This window comes from Shinella sp. NM-101, from assembly GCF_021401195.1.
Lineage (GTDB): Bacteria > Pseudomonadota > Alphaproteobacteria > Rhizobiales > Rhizobiaceae > Shinella.
The window spans coordinates 41,838-59,643 of sequence record NZ_JACBFT010000017.1 but is presented as its reverse complement, the minus strand read 5'-3'; the positions used below and the strand labels follow the sequence as shown (position 1 = coordinate 59,643).

The following is a 17,806-nucleotide window of genomic DNA, read 5'->3' as shown; positions in this document are numbered from 1 at the left end:
CGGGAATGTGTGCCTATCATCCGGAATGACGATTCTGCTCTCCAACGCCGAGGCCCGGCGTATCTTCCTCGCCCGCCAGGGCCTCAGCGCCGCTCCCGGCCGACAGCTCGGCAAGGAGGGGCTGCTGCGGCTCATCCACGACATCGGCTTCGTGCAGGTGGACAGCATCGCCACCGTCGAGCGGGCGCACCACCAGATCCTCTTCTCGCGCAACCAGACCTACCGGCGCGAGCACCTGACCGAGCTTCTGGAGAAGGACGGCGCGCTCTTCGAGAACTGGACGCACGACGCCTCGATCATCCCCAGCGCCTTCTTCCGCTACTGGAAGCACCGCTTCCGCCGCGAGGACGCCACCATCATCGCGCGCTGGCGCAAGTGGCGCGAGCCGGGCTTCGAGGAGGCGTTCGAGGAGACCTACGCGCGGATCGTCTCGGGCGGGGCGGTGCTTTCGCGCGAGCTGAAGGGTGAGGATCACAAGTCCGGCGGCTGGTGGAACTGGCATCCGAACAAGACGGCGCTGGAATATCTCTGGCGCACCGGCAAGGTCGCCATCGCCCGGCGCGAGAACTTCCAGAAGGTCTACGACCTCGTCGAGCGCGTCGTGCCGGCGCACCATCACGAACCGGACGTGGAGCACGACGCCTTCGTCGACTGGGCCTGCCGCAGCGCGCTGGAGCGGCTCGGTTTCGCCACGCATGGCGAGATCGCCGCCTTCTGGAACCTCGTCTCGCCCGACGAGGCGAAGGCCTGGGTGGAGGCCCGCCGCGACGAGCTCCGCCCCGTGCTGGTCGAACCCGCCGACGGCGGCAAGCCGCGCGCCTCGCACGCCTTCGCCGGTTTCCCGGCCGATCCCGGCGACATTCCCGAACCGCCGAACCGGCTGCGCGTGCTCTCGCCCTTCGATCCGCTCATCCGCGACCGGAACCGGACGGAGCGCCTGTTCGGCTATTTCTACCGCATCGAGATCTTCGTGCCGGAGCCGAAACGGCAATACGGCTACTACGTCTTCCCGCTGCTCGAAGGCGACCGCCTGGTCGGCCGCATCGACATGAAGGCCGACCGCAAGGCCGGCACGCTCGACGTCAAGCGCGTGTGGTGGGAGCCGAAGGTCCGCCCCTCGGCCGGCCGGCTGGAGAAGCTGGAGGCCGAACTGGCGCGGCTGGCGCGGTTCTCCGGCGTGGAGACGGTGCGCTTCCTCGACGGCTGGCGCGGGGAGGAGGCGTAGGCTGGGGAGGTGCGCGGCCCGGCCCGGCGGCTGGCCGCCGGGTGAAATCTCCCGGTCCGCATCCGCCTGCAAGGCGACCCGGACTGCCGAGAACGTGCGACGACTTTTATTCCGTCATGCCCGGGGCTGCCCCGAGCATGGCGGATCCTCGGCACAAGGCCGAGGATGACGGTAGTGGGCGAGGCGGGCTCGCCGTGACGCTCAGCAGAGGTCCGTCGCGCTGATCTTGATGCCGAAGCCCTCGAGGCCGACATAATGGCGCTCGCGCGAGGCCATGAGGCGGATCGAGGAGATGCCGAGGTCCTTCAGGATCTGCGCGCCGAGGCCGATTTCCAGCCACTCGTTCTCGCGCGCCTGCGCCTCGTCATGGCCTTCGCGGTCGTGCTTGCCCTTGCGGGCCGTCGAGGACTGGCCGACGCCGACCGAACCTTCGCGCAGGTAGACCACCACGCCGCGGCCCTCACCGGCGATGCGCTTCATGATGCCGTCGATCTGCCGCCCGGCGCCGAACACGTCGTCGCCGACATTTTCCAGATGCAGCCGCACCGGGATGTCGACGCCGTCCCGGATGTCGCCGAAGACGACGGCAAGGTGCTGCATCGGGTCCCAGGGCAGCGTGTAGGTCAGCGCCCTGGCCTTGCCGTAGGGGGTGGCGATGTCGAAGCTGCCGACCTGCTCGATCAGCGTTTCCTTGCGCTGGCGATAGGCGATGAGATCGGCGACGGAGACCTGCTTGAGGCCGTTCTTCTCGGCGAAGCTTTCGACCTGCGGGCCGCGCATCACGGTGCCGTCGTCGTTGACGAGCTCGCTGATCACGCCGATCGGCGGCAGGCTGGCGAGCTTGCAGAGATCGACGGCCGCCTCCGTATGGCCGGAACGCATCAGAACGCCGCCCTCGCGCGCGACGAGCGGGAAGATGTGGCCGGGGCGCACGAAGTCGGTCGGCCCGATATTGGGATTGGCGAGATTGCGCACGGTCAGCGTGCGGTCGTCGGCGGAAATGCCGGTCGTCGTGCCGTGCTTGAAGTCGACCGAGACGGTGAAGGCGGTGGTGTGCGCCGAATCGTTTTCCGCCACCATGGCGTTGAGGTTGAGGCGCTTGGCCTCCTCGCGCGGCATCGGCGTGCAGACGATGCCGGAGGTGTGGCGCACGATGAAGGCCATCTTTTCCGGCGTGCAATGCACGGCGGCGACGATCAGGTCGCCCTCGTTCTCGCGGCCGTCGTCATCGGTCACGACGACGATCTCGCCGGCCTCGAAGGCGCGGATGGCCTCGACGACACGCGTTTGGTCATAGCTCATGGCAGGCTCCTGTTTCAGACGGCCGGTTATTTCAGGCGGCCGGTCTGGCCGCGATCGCGCAGGTAATGGTCGGCAATGGCGCAGGCGACCATCGCCTCGCCGATGGGCACGGCGCGGATGCCGACACAGGGATCGTGCCGGCCCTTGGTGCGCACGTCGACATTGTTGCCGTCGGCATCGATCGAGCGCCGCTCGGTGAGGATCGAGGAGGTCGGCTTGATGGCGAAGCGTGCGACGACCGGCTGGCCGGTCGCGATGCCGCCGAGGATGCCGCCGGCATGGTTGGAGAGGAAGATCGGGTTGCCGTCATTGCCCATGCGCATCTCGTCGGCGTTTTCCTCGCCGGTGAGTTCCGCCGAGGCGAAGCCTTCGCCGATCTCCACGCCCTTGACGGCGTTGATCGACATGAGCAGCGAGGCGATGTCCTGGTCGAGCTTGCCGTAGATCGGCGCGCCGATGCCGGCCGGCACGCCCTCGGCGACGACCTCCACGACCGCGCCGACGGAAGAGCCCGCCTTGCGGATGCCGTCGAGATACTCTTCCCAGACGGGCACGATGGCCGGATCTGGCGCGAAGAACGGGTTGTTGTTGACCTCGTTCCAGTCCCAGTTGGCGCGATCGATCCTGTGCTTGCCGATCTGCACCAGCGCGGCGCGCACGGAAAGCCCCGGCACCACCTTGCGGGCAAGGCCCCCGGCGGCGACGCGCGCGGCGGTCTCGCGGGCGGAGGAGCGCCCGCCGCCGCGATAGTCGCGGATGCCGTACTTGACGTCGTAGGTATAGTCGGCGTGGCCGGGACGGTAGCGTCGGGCGATCTCGCCATAGTCCTTGGAGCGCTGGTCGGTGTTCTCGATCAGCATGGAGACGGGTGTGCCGGTCGTGATCATCGTCTCGCCGTCCGCGTCCGGCATCACGCCGGAGAGCACCTTCACGAGGTCGTCCTCGCGGCGCTGCGTCACGAAGCGCGACTGGCCGGGCTTGCGCTTGTCGAGCCAGGCCTGGATTTCGGCAAGCGTGAAGCGGATGCCGGGCGGGCAGCCGTCCACCACGCAGCCGAGCGCCGGCCCATGGCTTTCGCCCCAGGTGGTGACACGGAAAAGGTGACCGAAGGTATTGTGCGACATGAGCGGGACCGGACCTGAAAGATATGCGCCCTCTCTTAGTGGAAAAGGGAGGGAGGGGACAAGGGTTTCGGTGCCGCGGCGTTACGACGCCAGCTTCCAGCGCATCTCCCGCCCGAACGCCAGGAACGCGTCCCGCGAGAGCGGCCTTGCGAAGGCATAGCCCTGCAGGAGGTCGCAGCCGAGGAGCCCGAGCATCTCCGCATGCTCCATCGTCTCCACGCCCTCCGCCACGATCTCGATGCCGAGCGAACGGCCGATCTCGATGATCGAGCGCACCAGCGCCTGCTCGTTGTGCGAGGAGAGGATGGGCGCGACGAGCTGGCGGTCGATCTTCAGCCGCTTGGGCTTGAGCTTCAGCAGGCTGACGATGGAGGTATGGCCGGTGCCGAAATCGTCGATCTCGATGTCGATGCCGAGCGCCTTGATACGTGCGAGGTTGGTCAGCACCACGTCGTCGCTCTCGTCGAGGAAGATCGATTCCACCAGCTCGAAGGCGATCTGGCCCGGCTGGATGGAAAGGCCGGTGAGGCTGTCGATCAGGCTTTCGTCACGCAGCCGCCGGGCCGAGACATTGACCGAGATCTTCGGCATGATCAGGCCCTGCGCCGCCCAGCGGGCGCAGTCGATGAGCGCCTTCTCCAGCACGATGCGGTCGAGCGTCGCCATGACGTTGAGGTCTTCGGCGATCTTGAGGAAGCGGTCCGGCGTCAGCAGCCCGTCACGAGGATGGTTCCAGCGGATGAGCGCCTCGGCACCCGCCAGCTTCAGCGTGCCGGCGTCGATCTGCGGCTGGTAGAAGGGCACGAACTCGTTGTTCTCGATGCCGGCGAGGATGTCGTCGGCGATGCGCTTGTTCGAGATGATCTCGGCCTGCAGCGCCTCGGTGAAGAATTCATGCCGGTTGCGCCCGAGCGCCTTGGCGCGGTAGAGCGCGATGTCGGCATTGATCAGCAGCTTGGCGGTGTCGATCGCCCGGCCCTCGGCAAGCGCGATTCCGATGCTGACGCCGAAGCGGCAGAGATGGCCCTCATATTCCACCGGCTGCTGCATCAGCGTAATGATGCGGCGCGCCAGCCCGCCGAGATGGGCCTCGTCCGCCGTGTCGCGCACCACGACGACGAATTCGTCGCCGCCGATGCGGGCGACGAGGTCGCCGTCGCGAACCGCCGAGCGCAGCACCTGCGAGGCATGCACCAGGAGCGCGTCGCCCGCCGCATGGCCGAGCGTATCGTTGATCTGCTTGAAGCGGTCGAGGTCGATATGCAGGATGCCGACGCGCACGTCCGCCGCCTCGCCCCGGGCGGCGATGCCGATCAGCTCGTCGTCCAGCTTGCGGCGGTTGCCGAGGCCGGTCAGCGGATCGTGCAGCGCGTTGTGCTCGATGCGGACCCGCGCCTGCTCCAGTTCGACATTCTTGGCGTCCGCCTGCGCCTTGGCGGCCTTGAGGTGGTTCCGCAGGCGCACGTCCTCGGTCACGTCGAAGGCGAGGCCGATCAGCCTGCGGGTGCCGCCATGGCCGTAGTGGATCTTGCCGACGGAGCGCACATGGCGGGTTTCCCCGTCCGCCAGCACGACGCGCGCCTCCTGCACATAGGGCAGTTCCTGCGCGATGCAGCGCTCGACATTGTCGATGATCGCCGCCCGGTCGTCGGGATGCAAGGCGCCGAGCCAGGCCTCGCGTGAGACGATGCCGTCGGTGAAGGTCAGCCCGTAGAGCTGGTGCATGCGCCCGTCCCAGAAGGTGCGGTCGAGGTCGAGGTCGGCCTCCCACAGGCCGCACTGGTAGGAATCGAGCGCCAGGTCGAGGCGCCGGGTCGTTTCCTCCAGCTCGGCGTTCTGCCGGTCGGAGCGCTCCTTCGCCTCCTTGAGGCGGGCCGTCATCAGCACGTCCTCGGTGACGTCGAAGGCAAGGCCCACCAGCTTGCGCCGGCCATCCTGCTCGACATGCATCTTGCCGACGGACTGGATGTGGCGGATCGTTCCGTCCGGGTGCACCACGCGCGAGGTGCGCAGGTACGGCACGTCTTCCTCGATGGCGGTGTTCGCCTTGCGCTCGGCCTCTTCCCGGTCCTCGGGATGGATCGCGCCGATCCAGGTATCGTGGGTGATGCGCTCGCCCGTGTTGGCGACGCCGTAGAGCTGGTGCATGCGGGCGTCCCACAGCGTCAGGCCGTCCTCTAGATCGGCCTCCCACAGGCCGCACTGGTAGGAATCGAGCGCAAGGTCCAGCCGCCGCGTGAGCTTGGCGAGCTCGGCGTTCTGCACCTCCGCGTGCTCCTTGGCGGCCTGGAGCGCCTGGTTGAGAAGCACGTCCTCCGTGACGTCCCAACTGATGCCCGTCAGCTTCTCCTCGCCGTTCGGGCCGATCAGGCGCGAGCCGACATTGCGGATATGGTGCCAGCTCCCGTCGGGCATCAGGATGCGGTATTGCGACTTGTAGTCGTTGCCGCCGGCGCGGATCAGGTCCATCTCCGCCTTCGCGGTGGCCATGTCGTCCGGATGCAGCACGGAGCGCCATTCCTTGTCGTTCGGCGTCCTGTCTTCCGGAAAGCCGTGAAGGCGGTGCATCTGGGTATCCCAGTTGCGGCCCCCTGTCGCGAGCTCGATCTCCCAGATGCCGATCCGCGAGGCATCGAGCGCGATGTCGAGGCGCTGGGAGAGCGACTGCACCTGCCGTTCGCGCGCCCTGAGGCGGGCGATGTTGCGCTGGCGCTCGCCGACGAGCCCGCCGGTCAGGAAGATCGGAACGATGATAACGAGGGCGGCGGCGGCGACGATCAGCCGGATCTGCGCCAGGTTTTCCGGTGGATGGTGCCAGCCTCCTGCCGGAATGGCGGCGAGTTCCCAGCGTCCGCCGGGAAAGTCGAGCACCCGCAGGACCGGCTCGTTCTGAAAGACCTCGGCGCTTCCGAAGAACGGGTCGACGACGTTGTCGGGCGCGCTGATATCGCGGATGGCGAGCTCGATTTCGTCGGAGTGCTGCTGCCCGCCTCGCCGCGCCGAAAGCGTCTCCTCGATGAGGCCGGCATCGACGAACAGCTTTCGCTCATCGATCAGCCCCTCGACATAGCCCCAGAAATAGCGCTGTGCATCGACATCGATGTAGACCGGCATGAAGAGACTGAAGCCGCGCCCGCCCCGGGCGAAGACGATGGGCCCCAGCATGAGCGGGCGTCCCTGCGAGCGGTCGGCCCTTGCAGCGGTGCGGAAGGAGGGGAACCGGTTGAGGTCGGTGCCCTGATAGCGCTGGTTGCCGTCGAGCGGGAAAACCCGGGCCACCTTCCCGCCGGGCGCCACGCCGATGCGGCGGAAATGCGTGTTCTGCAGCATCAGCTTGCGGGAAAAGGAATCGAACTGCGCGGCGGCCTGGTCCGGCGCCGCGGCGAACAGGTTGGCAAGGCTGCGCAGCGCCACAACGTCGCCGTTCACCTCGCTTTGCAGCCGGGCGCCGACCAGCGCGAGATCGCCGGCGACACGGTTCTGCAGTTCGTTGCGATAGATGCTCTCGTTCTGCCGCTCGTAGAAGATGCCCGCCGTCAGGATGACGCAACCGGCGATCGCCGCCGGAATGAGCGAAGGCCTCGCCCACTCTGCGATGGGCGCCAGATGCCGGCGGAGAATGGCGGGAAAAAGCAAGACGAGAGTCCTCGGTTCTGTGGGGACCGTACGTGGGTTTTCCTTAAAATTGCATTTATAACCAACTGAAATACTTGCATTTCCCCGGATTTACACACGCCTGGAAATAGCATTTGTCAGACAATTCGGGGGATGACGGCGACGCGCGCCTTGATTCATGCTGCCTTTCCGGCCATCCATTTCATCGCGGCGTGCAACGGGCAAATTTCGCCATATTTGGGGGGCATCTGACGTGACCGGTAGAAACACTGATTCATTCCCAGGGGTTCGCAAGATGCGGTTGCTCATCGCTGCACTGATGGCTACGGCCGCTTTCCTTTCGCCGCTCGCCGCATCCGCGGAAAGCGCCGACGTCGAGGCCGTCATCACCAAGGTGGACACGGCCAATCTCAGCCTGTCGCTCGACGACGGCAAGAAGTACCAGGCGCCGGAGGAGTTCAACTTCGACGGCCTGGAGCCGGGCGTGAAGGTGCTGGTGTTCTACACCGAGGTCGACGGCAAGCGCGTCATCAACGATCTAGAGGTCGTGCAGTAGAGCCTGTCCCGTCCCCGGCCGGCGGTTTCAGAGCCAGTGCATTCCCGTCCCGTCGAGCCTGAGGATGCGGTCCTGGTGGATCGGCGTGTTGGCCGCCTCTTCCTCGTCCATGCCGTTGAGGCGGAAGGCCGCGCGGAAAACGCCGCCATGGCTGACGCAGACCGTCGGCCGCGTCACTTCGCCAAGGAACGAGCCGACCCGCCAGCAGAGGATTTCGTAGCTCTCGGCCGCGTCCCCGGGCGGGATGAAGTTCCATTTCGCGCGGGCGCGCTCCTCGACCCTCTCCGGCACGCTCGCCGTCAGTTCCGCCAGCGTATGGCCTTCCCAGTCGCCGAAGGAGACTTCGACGAGGCGCGGGTCGGTGCGGTAGGCGAGGGGAGGAAGGCCCATGGCGCGGCGCATGATCTCCATCGTCTCGCGCGTGCGCCCGAGCGGGCTCGCCACGAAATCGAAACCGGAAACGGTGTCGCCAAGAATGCCCTTGAGGGCCTGGCCGTTGCCGGCCGCCTGGCGGCGGCCGGTATCGTTCAGCGGGATGTCCTTCTGCCCTTGCAGCCTGCCTTCTGCATTCCACGCGGTCTGGCCGTGTCGGATCATGTAGATGAGCAAGGCGGGTCCCTGAAGTGCGTCAGTCCTTGACGACGGAAATGTCCGGCGCGTCGACGGCCTTCATGCCGATGACGTGGTAGCCGCTATCGGCATGGTGCGTCTCGCCCGTCACGGAGCGCGACAGGTCCGAGAGCAGGTAGAGGCCGACATCGCCCACCTCCTCGATGGTGACGGTACGGCGCAGCGGCGCATTGTACTCGTTCCACTTGAGGATATAGCGGAAATCGCCGATGCCGGAGGCCGCGAGCGTCTTGATCGGGCCGGCCGAGACGGCGTTGACGCGGATGTTCTTCGGGCCGAGGTCGACCGCGAGATATTTCACGCTCGCCTCCAGCGCCGCCTTGGCGACGCCCATGACGTTGTAGTTCGGCATGACCTTTTCCGCGCCGTAATAGGTCAGCGTCAGCATCGAGCCGCCGTCCGTCATCAGCTTTTCCGCACGGCGGGCGACCGATGTGAAGGAATAGACCGAGATCTGCATCGTCTTGGCGAAGTTGCCGGGCGTCGTATCGACATAGCGGCCCGTCAGCTCGTCTTTGTCGGAAAAGCCGATGGCGTGCACGAGGAAGTCGATCTTGCCCCACATCTTCTCGACGTTTGCGAAGACGGCGTCGATCGACGCCTCGTCGGAAACGTCGCAGTCACCGGCCAGCACGGCGCCGATTTCGGCGGCGAGCGGCTCGACGCGCTTCTTCAGGGCATCGCCCTGATAGGTAAAGGCGATTTCGCCGCCCTGCGCGTGGATAGCCTTGGCAATGCCCCAGGCGATGGACCGGTTGTTGGCGACGCCCATGATGACGCCGCGCTTGCCCTTCATCAGACCAGATGCCTGAACCATGGATTGCCCCCTGATATCAAAGTCGAAGTTGCCTATGGCATAGGCGGCAATGCGGTTCAAGCGCGCAGGGGTTCAGGAACTGTTAGCATCCGTAACATTGGGTGCACGGTTCACAGAAGAATTATAAATCGATTAGAGGTAGAGGCCTTCGCGCAGCGAGCGCATGAGATCGATCATCTTGGCGTCGGGCTTTTCCCACAGGAGCAGGCGGATTTCGGCGACGAGATCGCCGCGCTCGCCGTTTTCCCGCGTCAGTCCCTCGCCCTCGATGCGGATTGCCTGGTCCGAGCCCGACCAGGCCGGAACCGTCACCGTGATCGGGCCGAGCGGTCCTTCGATGGTCGTCTCGCAGCCGAGCACGGCATTCTCGATCGATATCGGCAGGTCCACCTTGAGGTCGAAGCCATCGGGGCGGAAGCGGCCGGGCGCGATGCGCACGGTGATCACGGCGTCGCCCCGCCGCAGGTTCTCGATGCGGTGGCCGGCGTCCCTCAGGCGGATCACCTGGCCGTCGGTCGTGCCCGCGCCGATCGGCACGCGGATGGTCTGACCCTCCGGCGTCTCGATGGTCGGGCGCACCCTGTTGAGGATATCCTCGACAGTGACGGTGATGTCGGAGACGAGGTCGGGGGCCTTCTCGATCCGGGCGCGACCGCTGCGGATGCGGCGGATGATGGCGGAGATGAGGGCGGCGCCCGGCGCGGCGTTGCGTGCCGGCACGGCGTCCTCGCCCGGCTGGTCCTCGGCCTCCCTGCGGGCCTCCTGCGCCGGTGCCGCACCGGCCTGCTGCTGGGCCTGCGCGTGCTGCTGCGCCTGCGGGCGGGCCTGCTGGCCGCGGGAATCGACGCCGAAGATGCGGGCGATCATGTCCTCGGCATCCTCGCCGGATGCGCGCGGCGCCTCGGTCCTGGCCTTCCGCTCCGCCTCCCTCTGGCGCATCTGCTCCATGCGGCGAAACTCGGCCTCGCGCTGCTGGCGGTCGTAGCGGCTGCGCTTTTCCGGGTCGCGCAGGAGATCGTAGGCGCGGCCGGCCTCGGTGAAGCGCACGGTTGCGAGCGGGTCGTCGTGATTCTGGTCGGGATGCACGGCCTTGGCCAGCGAGCGCCAGGCGGCCTTGATTTCCTCCTGGCCCGCATTTCGCTTCACGCCGAGGACCGAATAGGGATCACGCATAGTTTCCACCCGTTACCGTTTTACGGTCAAAGATAGCGATGAACGTCCTAATCGCCTGTTACGGATCAGGGTTGAGAAAGTGCAAACGCGCCGCGGGCGTGATCAGCCCTGGCGGTCGAAGGCGAGCAGCATCCATTCCCCGGTATTGCCCATGCAGGTGCGTCCGGTGAAGCTGGCGATGCCCTGGTAGGAATGCTTTGTCGTCACGAAATCGCGGCACGGCCGACCGACGGAATCCTGGTTCTCGGCGATGCGGCTGATGACGCCCGCGCTGCCCGAGGCGGAATTCGCCCACGGAATGGGGCCGCCGGCGGTGCGCGTGAGATCGGCCGAGGACACGGCGTTGCGCACGGTGATCTCGTCGGTCAGCCGGTCGGCATTGCCGTTGGACACGGTGCTGGTGCGCACCGTCTTGTCGACGTTGCTGTCGGAGGAGAACAGGTCAAGACCGCTCATGCAGCCCGAAAGCACGACGCCGGACATCATGACGGCGACGAGCGCGAGGCTGCGCGTCCAGTTTGGCTTTGTCTCCGGTCGCGTCTTTGCTATGTCTTTCACTCCAGACTGCCTCATACAGCTAGATAGATCGGCATTGATTCAAATATGAGCGAGAATGCGTTAACAAGCGGTGACTTCACCGAGGAAAACGAACCCTATGCCCTGTTCGGCGCGTGGCTGGCGGAGGCGGGCAGGACGGAGCCGAACGACGCCAACGCGCTGGCGCTTGCCACCGTCGACGAGACGGGCCTGCCGAACGTCCGCATGGTCCTGCTCAAGGGCTTCGACGAGCGGGGCTTCGTCTTCTACACGAATTTCGAGAGCCGCAAGGGCGTGGAGATTCTCGGCGCCCGCAAGGCGGCCATGTGCTTCCATTGGAAATCGCTGCGCCGCCAGGTGCGCATTCGCGGCGACATCGAGATCGTAACGGATGCCGAGGCCGACGAATACTACGCCTCGCGCCCGCGGGGCAGCCGCATCGGTGCCTGGGCCTCCAAGCAGTCGCGCCCGCTGGAAAGCCGCTTCGCGCTGGAAAAGGCGGTCGCCGAATATACCGCGCGCTACGCCATCGGCGACATTCCCCGCCCGGCCCACTGGTCCGGCTTCCGTCTGAAGCCCGTCTCCATCGAATTCTGGCACGACCGCCCCTTCCGCCTGCACGACCGCGTCGAATTCCGCCGCGCGGAGGATGGCAAGGGCTGGACGAAGGTGCGGATGTATCCGTGAGCGATCAAGGCGGCGCGAGTGCAGAGGAAGTTCTCGGCCACTACGAGGCGCTGATCAACCGGCACGATTTCGATCTTCTCGTGCCGCTGATCGCGCAAGACGCCGTCTTCTGGTTCAATGATGGCTCCCATTCCGGTCTTGGCGAAATCCGCCAGGCCTTCGAAGAGACTTGGGCGAAGTTTCCGCTCGAACGTTACTGGCTGGAAGACAGGCGCTGGCTTGCCAAAGGCGAGGGGGCCGCCGGCTGCACCTATCACTTCTGCTGGCAGGCGAGCAAGGACGGTAAACTCGTGTCAGGCGGTGGTCGCGGTACGACGCTGTTGCGGCAGGACGCCGGCATCTGGCGCATCGTGCACGAGCATCTCAGCCAGTTTCCCCGTTGAGGGATCAGCGCCGCATCAGCTTGAAAGGAATGCCGGACGCCAAGGCTCCGACATATTTCGGCTTCTGGTAGAGCCCGTTCAGCGAGATGCGGGGAAGGGCGGTCGGCGTGTCGAAGGAGCGCGGGGATAGCGTGCCGGGCTCGGTCGTCACGGCGGCGCGGAAGCCGAGGTCCCGGGCAAGGCGGTATTCGCGCGGCGATGCGGCGGCGCGGTCGCCATAGGGGTAGGCGAAGGTTTCCGGGCGCTGGCCGGTAATGGCGGCGATGCGCTCGGCCGACTGGTCCATCTCGAAGCGCGCGTCCTCCTCGTCGAGGCGCGACAGCGCCCGGTGGCTCACCGTGTGGGCGCCGATCGAGGCGAGGGGGTTGAGCACGAGGCTTTTCAGTTCCGGCTCGCGCATGACAAGCCGTTCGGTGATCATCAGCGGGTCGATGCCGTGTGCGCTCGCCGCCGCGTCGAGCCGCTCGACGGCTGCGGCCTCGTCGGCCTCCACCTGGATGAATCGCGCGAAGCGGGCGTACGCCGCCTGCTTCTGGAAGGGCGTGGCGAGCGGCATGGTGACCGGGCCGGAGCCGAAGTCGAATTCGAGATGCGGGACGGCGCGCAGCAGCTCCGTCAGCGTTTCCCACCAGATGCCGTGCGTCTTGCCGGAAAGGCCCGGCGCGACGAAGACGGTGAACGGCACCTTGTGCCGGGTGAAGACCGGCTGGGCATGCACCGCATTGTTGCGATAGCCGTCGTCGAGCGTGAAGGTGGCGAAGCGTTCGCCGGGCCGGGCGATGGCAAGGCGCGCGGCAAGGTCGGCGAGCGCGACGAACTGGTAGCCTTCCTCCTGCAGGTGCTCGATGGCGGCCTCCAGGAATTCCGGCGTGATCTCCAGATGCGCATTGGGATCGAAGGCCTGCGGCACCTTGGGCCGCACATGATGCAGCGTGAAGATCGCGCCCACGCCGCGCGCCGAGGCCATCAGCCCGACGCGTTCCGCCAGATGCGCGAACTCCAGCCCGCCGGTGATCACGGCGCGCTTCAGTCCCTGTCGCATGACGCTGCGGATCGGCATGTCGGCTTCGTCCTCCCTCATCGTGTCTGGCGGTGTTTATCGCACCTCGTCGGTATCCGAGTGGTTAACAACGGCTTTCCTGTGACGCGGCGGCGTCGGCCGGCCGGACTGGAAGGTGAGGATACGGATGACCTCCATGAAGATGGTCGTGAGATCGGCGAGCATGTTTCGGTCCTCCATGCGTGTCGCGTGGCATGGATTGTCGGCCCGCTTGCCTCCGGTCCTCAAACGAGTTTATCGTCGACTTCGAATGACTTGAGGTTATGTCATGAAGCGTGGACGGTTGCCGCTGACGGCGCTGAGGAGTTTCGAGGCGGCGGGCCGGCTCGGCAGCTTCACGCTGGCCGCCGATGAACTCGCGGTCTCGCAGGCCGCCGTCAGCCGCCAGGTCAGGGAGCTGGAGGCCGATCTCGGCAAGCCGCTCTTCGAGCGGCGCCACCGCAGCGTGCGCCTGACGCCGGCCGGCCGGGCGCTTCTCGCCGTGCTGTCGCGCGCCTTCGACGCCATCGACGGCAGTCTTTCGGAAATCCGCGGCCGGCGCGGCGGCGGGCTCCTGGAAATCAGCGCGGAACCGTCCTTCGCCGCCTGCTGGCTGGTGCCGCATCTCGACGGTTTCCGCAGCGCGCATCCGCAGATCGACGTCGCGGTCGATTCGGACATGCGGCTGATCGAGTTCCGCACGCACGAGGCCGAGATCGCCGTGCGGCACGGCATGGATGCGAAAGCCTGGCCGCGCACCGAGGTCGACCACCTGATCGACGTGGACCTCGTGCCGGTGATCGCCCCCGGCCTTCTTGCCAACGGTCCGCCCGTGAACGCGCCGGCCGACCTGCTCTTCCATACCCTGCTGCACGAGGAGAACCGCAGCGTCTGGGAGCGCTGGTTCGCCGCCGCCGGCCTGCCGGATGCCCCGCTCGGCCGTGCACAGATCTTTGCCGAGGGCAATCTGGTGCTGCAGGCCGCGCTGCGCGGCCATGGCGTCGCGCTGGTCGACAGCTTCCTCGCCGCCGAGGACATCGCCGCCGGCCGCCTGGTCCAGCCCTTCGACCTGTCGATCCGCCACGGCGCCTACTGGCTGGTGGCACGCAGCTTCAAGCGCCTCTCGCCGGAGGCCCGCGCCTTCCGCGACTGGCTGCTGCGGCGGATCGAAGCCTGAAAATCAGGCCTTCGTGCCGCCGACGGTGATCTGGTCCATGCGCAGATGCGGCTGGCCGACGCCGACCGGCACCCACTGGCCGGCCTTGCCGCAATTGCCGATGCCGGTATCGAGCTTCGTGTCGTTGCCGATCATCGAGACGCGGCGCATGGCGTCCGGCCCGTTGCCGATCAGCATGGCGCCCTTGACCGGCGCCGTGACCTTGCCGTTCTCGATGAGATAGGCCTCGGTGCAGCCGAAGACGAACTTGCCCGAGGTGATGTCCACCTGCCCGCCGCCGAAGGAGACGGCGTAGAGGCCGTTCTTCACCGAGGCGATGATTTCCTCCGGCGTCCTGTCGCCGGAGAGCATGTAGGTGTTCGTCATGCGCGGCATCGGGCGGTGGGAATAGCCCTGGCGGCGGCCGTTGCCGGTCGCCTTCATGCCCATGAGGCGGGCATTCTGCCGGTCCTGCATGTAGCCGACCAGCTTTCCGTCCTCGATCAGCACGTTATAGGCAGACGGCGTGCCCTCGTCGTCGACGGTGATCGAGCCGCGGCGGTTGTCGATGGTGCCGTCATCGACGACGGTGACGCCCCTGGCCGCCACCTGCTCGCCCATCAGCCCGGCAAAGGCCGAGGTCTTCTTGCGGTTGAAGTCGCCCTCGAGCCCGTGCCCGACGGCCTCGTGCAGCATCACGCCCGGCCAGCCGTTGGAGAGAACCACGTCCATCGTGCCCGCCGGCGCCTCGACGGCTTCGAGATTGACGAGCGCCTGGCGTAGCGCCTCGTCGGCGCCCGTGCGCCAGCTTTCGCCGGTGAGGAAGGCATCGAAAGTCGTGCGCCCGCCAATGCCGTAGCTGCCGGTCTCCTGGCGGTCGCCCTCGCCGACGACGACGGAAATGTTGACGCGGGTCATCGGGCGGACGTCCGTAACGCGGTGGCCGTCGGCGCGCAGGATGTTGACGACCTGCCAGCTCGCGGCGATCGACGCCGTCACCTGCCGCACTTTCGGGTCCTTGCCGCGCAGATAGGCATCGATCTCGGTGAGCAGCGCCACCTTCTGCTCGAAGGTCGGCGAACCGATCGGATTGTCCTGCGTATAGAGCCGGCGATTGGTGCCGACGGGTGCCTCGGCATAGTCGCCGGAATAGCCGCGCGTCACCGCGCCGGCCGCATCCGCCGCCCGCTTCAGGGCCGAAAGCGTCATCTCGCCCGAATGGGCGTAGCCGACCGCCTCGCCCGCGACGGCCCGCAGGCCGAAACCCTGGTCCGTGTTGAAGCTCCCGCCCTTCAGGCGCCCGTTGTCGAAGGACAGCGACTCGGCCTGCGCATGTTCGAGGAACAGTTCGCCATCGTCCGCCCCCTTCAGCGTCTCCCGCAGCACCGCCTGAACGGACGCCTCGTCGGCATCGAAGAGGGAAAGAAGGTCGGTGTTCATGGGCGGCTCCGCAGAAGGGTTGGAACGTCTCCGCGTCTATGGAGCGGCACGTCCGGTCAGGTATCCCTCATGTAGAGACGGCGGGAGAAGACGGCAAGTTTGTACTTCGCCGCGGCTGCGCATTCCCGTCGAACCGAGTGCGGGCAACGGCCTCGGCAAGCCGTCCCAGGTCATGGTCGACAAGGCCATGACGATCCGGCGCGACAAGATCGGCAAGGTCACCGGTACGCTCGACACCGAAACGATGGCGTCGGTCACGCGCAGCCTTGCCCTTTTCCTCGGATTTGCCTTAACGGTTACGGCAGCGCGTCGTAGCCTTCGCCGAAGCCCTTGAGGTCGACGGGGATGCCGATGCCCTCTTCCGGCGACTGGAAGACGATGAAGGTGGCCGTCGCGCCGGAGCGGAAGGTCTTCAGGAGCTCGTCCTCCAGCACGACTTCGGCGTAGCAGCCGTCGGAGAAGCAGCGCACGAAATAGGCGCGGCCGATGTCCTTGCCGTCGACATTGAGGCCGAGGCCGTTCGGCAAAAGGACGCCGAGCGGCGCCAGCACGCGCAGGATCTTCGCCTTGCGGTCGGCGGTCTTGAGCACGACGACGGAGAGGCCGAGCTCGGGCCGGTCCTCGGCAAGCACGTTCTGCATCAGCGCGCATTGCTCGCTGGAGGCCCCGGCCGGCTGGTCGCAGACGATCGACCAGGCGCCATGGTTCGATTTCACCGTGCCGGGCTGCTGGGCCGCCGCGACGGACGGGAGCGCTGCGGCGCCGAGCCCCAGAACGGCAAGTCCAAATGCCGTCCGGGACAGCCGGGAAAGGGAAGCAAAACCCATGGAAACCTCGGAATCTCGAATCAGTCGCGGTATCTTTGAATAGGCGGCGGCGAAATGAAAAGCCCCGAGCGCTCATTTCCAATTGTTTGAAGGCGGAAATTGGACGGCGGACGGACCGATGCGGCCATGTCCGTTATATAAAGTGCAGGCCATGCGCATGCCCCGCGTGCGGCCGCGCACGGGCAGGGGCATTGCGGGCTCGCCGCGGCCAAACCTTTCATGGTATAGGCAATTATGAAGAAACTGTGGGGAGGGCCCCCATGCTTTTGCGTTTGCGCAAAAATGCCGCACGGGGTGTCCCCCATGGCTGTTGCGGCGAGCATGAAACTATGATTTTAAGCACTCAGTATAGCAGGGATTCTGCGCATCTGTTTGATCCCGATCAAACACCTTGGGGAGATACGTTGTGAAAAACAAAGCTTTTGCAGGTCTGGCCGCTCTCGGCTGTCTGCTCTTTGCTTCGACCGCCTTCGCCGACCAGCCGATGCCGTGGCAGAAGGGCCTCCAGCCCGCCGCGACCTCGATCATGGAAGACGTGCGCGGGTTCGAGCAGTACACACTGTGGTTCATCGTCCCGATCACCCTGTTCGTGCTGCTCCTTCTGATCATCGTCGTCGTGAAGTTCCGCGAAAGCGCCAACCCGGTCCCGTCCAGGACCAGCCACAACACGCTGATCGAGATCATCTGGACCGTCGGTCCGGTCATCGTTCTCCTCTTCCTCGCCGTTCCCTCCTTCCAGCTTCTCACCAAGCAGCTCGCGCCCACCGAAGAGCCGGAACTGACCATCAAGGCGACCGGCTACCAGTGGTACTGGGGCTACGAATACCAGACGGGCGACAGCCCGCTCTCCTTCGACAGCCTCCTCCTGCAGGATGCGGACCGCGCAGCCGCCGGCAAGGAAGACAGGGCCGTCTATCCGCGCCTGCTGACGGTCGACAACGAGATCGTCATCCCGGTCGGCAAGCATGTCCGTCTCCTCGTCACCGCCGCCGACGTGATCCACTCCTTCGCCATGCCGTCCTTCGGCGTGAAGATCGACGCCATCCCGGGCCGTCTCAACGAGACCTGGTTCAAGGCGGACCGTGAAGGCCTGTTCTACGGCCAGTGTTCCGAGCTCTGCGGCAAGGACCATGCGTTCATGCCGATCGCCATTCGCGCCGTCTCGCAGGAGAAGTTCGATACCTGGCTTGCTGCCGCCGCGACGAATGTCGGCGAGGCAAACAAGGCCCTGATGGCGTCCGTCGAAGGCGCGGCCCCGTCCGTCGCCGTCGCCGAAAACGCCGCGCAGTAATACC

18 protein-coding genes are annotated in these 17,806 nt (G+C 66.3%); 7 read left to right on the top strand and 11 right to left on the bottom strand.

Annotation, left to right across the window (positions count from 1 at the left end):
• Nucleotides 1-25: 25 nt before the first annotated feature.
• Complete coding sequence (locus tag L0976_RS23565) at nt 26-1,225, top strand: winged helix-turn-helix domain-containing protein (RefSeq protein WP_234189424.1); 1,200 nt, start codon at nt 26-28, stop codon at nt 1,223-1,225.
• A gap of 201 nt (nt 1,226-1,426) precedes the next feature.
• Here the strand turns inward: L0976_RS23565 and ribB are convergent, their stop codons facing one another.
• The 3 genes from ribB to L0976_RS23550 all read right to left on the bottom strand — a co-directional run bounded on the left by ribB (nt 1,427) and on the right by L0976_RS23550 (nt 7,287).
• Nucleotides 1,427-2,527, bottom strand: a complete 1,101-nt coding sequence (gene ribB, locus L0976_RS23560) for a 3,4-dihydroxy-2-butanone-4-phosphate synthase (protein ID WP_234189423.1) — start codon at nt 2,525-2,527, stop codon at nt 1,427-1,429.
• Between the two features lie 26 nt (nt 2,528-2,553).
• Entirely contained in the window at nt 2,554-3,651 is a 1,098-nt protein-coding gene (gene aroC / locus L0976_RS23555; protein WP_203318082.1) for a chorismate synthase, read from the bottom strand.
• Nucleotides 3,652-3,732: 81 nt separating this feature from the next.
• Complete coding sequence (locus L0976_RS23550) at nt 3,733-7,287, bottom strand: EAL domain-containing protein (protein ID WP_234189422.1); 3,555 nt, start codon at nt 7,285-7,287, stop codon at nt 3,733-3,735.
• 274 nt (nt 7,288-7,561) lie between these two features.
• Between L0976_RS23550 and L0976_RS23545 the strand changes: the two genes are divergently transcribed.
• Nucleotides 7,562-7,822: a DUF1344 domain-containing protein gene (locus L0976_RS23545; RefSeq protein ID WP_203318084.1), complete on the top strand. Its 261-nt coding sequence runs from the start codon at nt 7,562-7,564 to the stop codon at nt 7,820-7,822.
• 27 nt (nt 7,823-7,849) lie between these two features.
• Here the strand turns inward: L0976_RS23545 and L0976_RS23540 are convergent, their stop codons facing one another.
• From L0976_RS23540 to L0976_RS23525, 4 genes are all read right to left on the bottom strand, one after another.
• Nucleotides 7,850-8,431: a histidine phosphatase family protein gene (locus tag L0976_RS23540; protein WP_234189421.1), complete on the bottom strand. Its 582-nt coding sequence runs from the start codon at nt 8,429-8,431 to the stop codon at nt 7,850-7,852.
• A gap of 19 nt (nt 8,432-8,450) precedes the next feature.
• Entirely contained in the window at nt 8,451-9,269 is an 819-nt protein-coding gene (gene fabI / locus L0976_RS23535; protein ID WP_203318086.1) for an enoyl-ACP reductase FabI, read from the bottom strand.
• Nucleotides 9,270-9,401: 132 nt separating this feature from the next.
• Nucleotides 9,402-10,442 carry a DnaJ C-terminal domain-containing protein gene (locus tag L0976_RS23530; RefSeq protein WP_234189420.1) on the bottom strand — a complete coding sequence of 347 codons (1,041 nt, stop codon included), beginning with the start codon at nt 10,440-10,442 and terminating at the stop codon, nt 9,402-9,404.
• A gap of 102 nt (nt 10,443-10,544) precedes the next feature.
• Complete coding sequence (locus L0976_RS23525) at nt 10,545-11,015, bottom strand: RT0821/Lpp0805 family surface protein (protein ID WP_203318088.1); 471 nt, start codon at nt 11,013-11,015, stop codon at nt 10,545-10,547.
• Nucleotides 11,016-11,045: 30 nt separating this feature from the next.
• On the opposite strand from L0976_RS23525, the gene pdxH reads away from it, so the two are divergent.
• A complete protein-coding gene (pdxH, locus tag L0976_RS23520) occupies nt 11,046-11,666 on the top strand; it encodes a pyridoxamine 5'-phosphate oxidase (protein WP_203318089.1) in 621 nt (206 codons plus the stop codon).
• Nucleotides 11,663-12,049: a nuclear transport factor 2 family protein gene (locus L0976_RS23515; protein ID WP_234189419.1), complete on the top strand. Its 387-nt coding sequence runs from the start codon at nt 11,663-11,665 to the stop codon at nt 12,047-12,049. Before pdxH ends, L0976_RS23515 begins: the two co-directional genes overlap by 4 nt.
• 4 nt (nt 12,050-12,053) lie before the next feature.
• Here L0976_RS23515 and L0976_RS23510 read toward each other — a convergent pair whose 3' ends face one another.
• Nucleotides 12,054-13,109, bottom strand: a complete 1,056-nt coding sequence (locus L0976_RS23510; RefSeq protein ID WP_203318091.1) for a polysaccharide deacetylase family protein — start codon at nt 13,107-13,109, stop codon at nt 12,054-12,056.
• A 36-nt stretch (nt 13,110-13,145) separates the two neighbouring features.
• Nucleotides 13,146-13,289, bottom strand: a complete 144-nt coding sequence (locus L0976_RS23505) for a hypothetical protein (RefSeq protein WP_203318092.1) — start codon at nt 13,287-13,289, stop codon at nt 13,146-13,148.
• 88 nt (nt 13,290-13,377) lie between these two features.
• On the opposite strand from L0976_RS23505, the gene L0976_RS23500 reads away from it, so the two are divergent.
• Complete coding sequence (locus tag L0976_RS23500) at nt 13,378-14,265, top strand: LysR substrate-binding domain-containing protein (protein ID WP_203318093.1); 888 nt, start codon at nt 13,378-13,380, stop codon at nt 14,263-14,265.
• Nucleotides 14,266-14,268: 3 nt separating this feature from the next.
• Here L0976_RS23500 and tldD read toward each other — a convergent pair whose 3' ends face one another.
• Nucleotides 14,269-15,684: a metalloprotease TldD gene (gene tldD / locus L0976_RS23495; protein ID WP_234189418.1), complete on the bottom strand. Its 1,416-nt coding sequence runs from the start codon at nt 15,682-15,684 to the stop codon at nt 14,269-14,271.
• Between tldD and L0976_RS28665 the strand changes: the two genes are divergently transcribed.
• Nucleotides 15,683-16,018 carry a type II toxin-antitoxin system PemK/MazF family toxin gene (locus tag L0976_RS28665; protein ID WP_255696156.1) on the top strand — a complete coding sequence of 112 codons (336 nt, stop codon included), beginning with the start codon at nt 15,683-15,685 and terminating at the stop codon, nt 16,016-16,018. The genes tldD and L0976_RS28665 overlap by 2 nt on opposite strands.
• Here the strand turns inward: L0976_RS28665 and L0976_RS23485 are convergent.
• Nucleotides 15,981-16,511, bottom strand: coding sequence for an invasion associated locus B family protein (locus L0976_RS23485; RefSeq protein ID WP_203318097.1), 531 nt, complete (start codon nt 16,509-16,511; stop codon nt 15,981-15,983). The two genes, L0976_RS28665 and L0976_RS23485, sit on opposite strands and share 38 nt — an antisense overlap.
• Nucleotides 16,512-16,917: 406 nt before the next feature.
• On the opposite strand from L0976_RS23485, the gene coxB reads away from it, so the two are divergent.
• Complete coding sequence (gene coxB / locus L0976_RS23480) at nt 16,918-17,802, top strand: cytochrome c oxidase subunit II (RefSeq protein ID WP_203318098.1); 885 nt, start codon at nt 16,918-16,920, stop codon at nt 17,800-17,802.
• Nucleotides 17,803-17,806 lie beyond the last annotated feature (4 nt).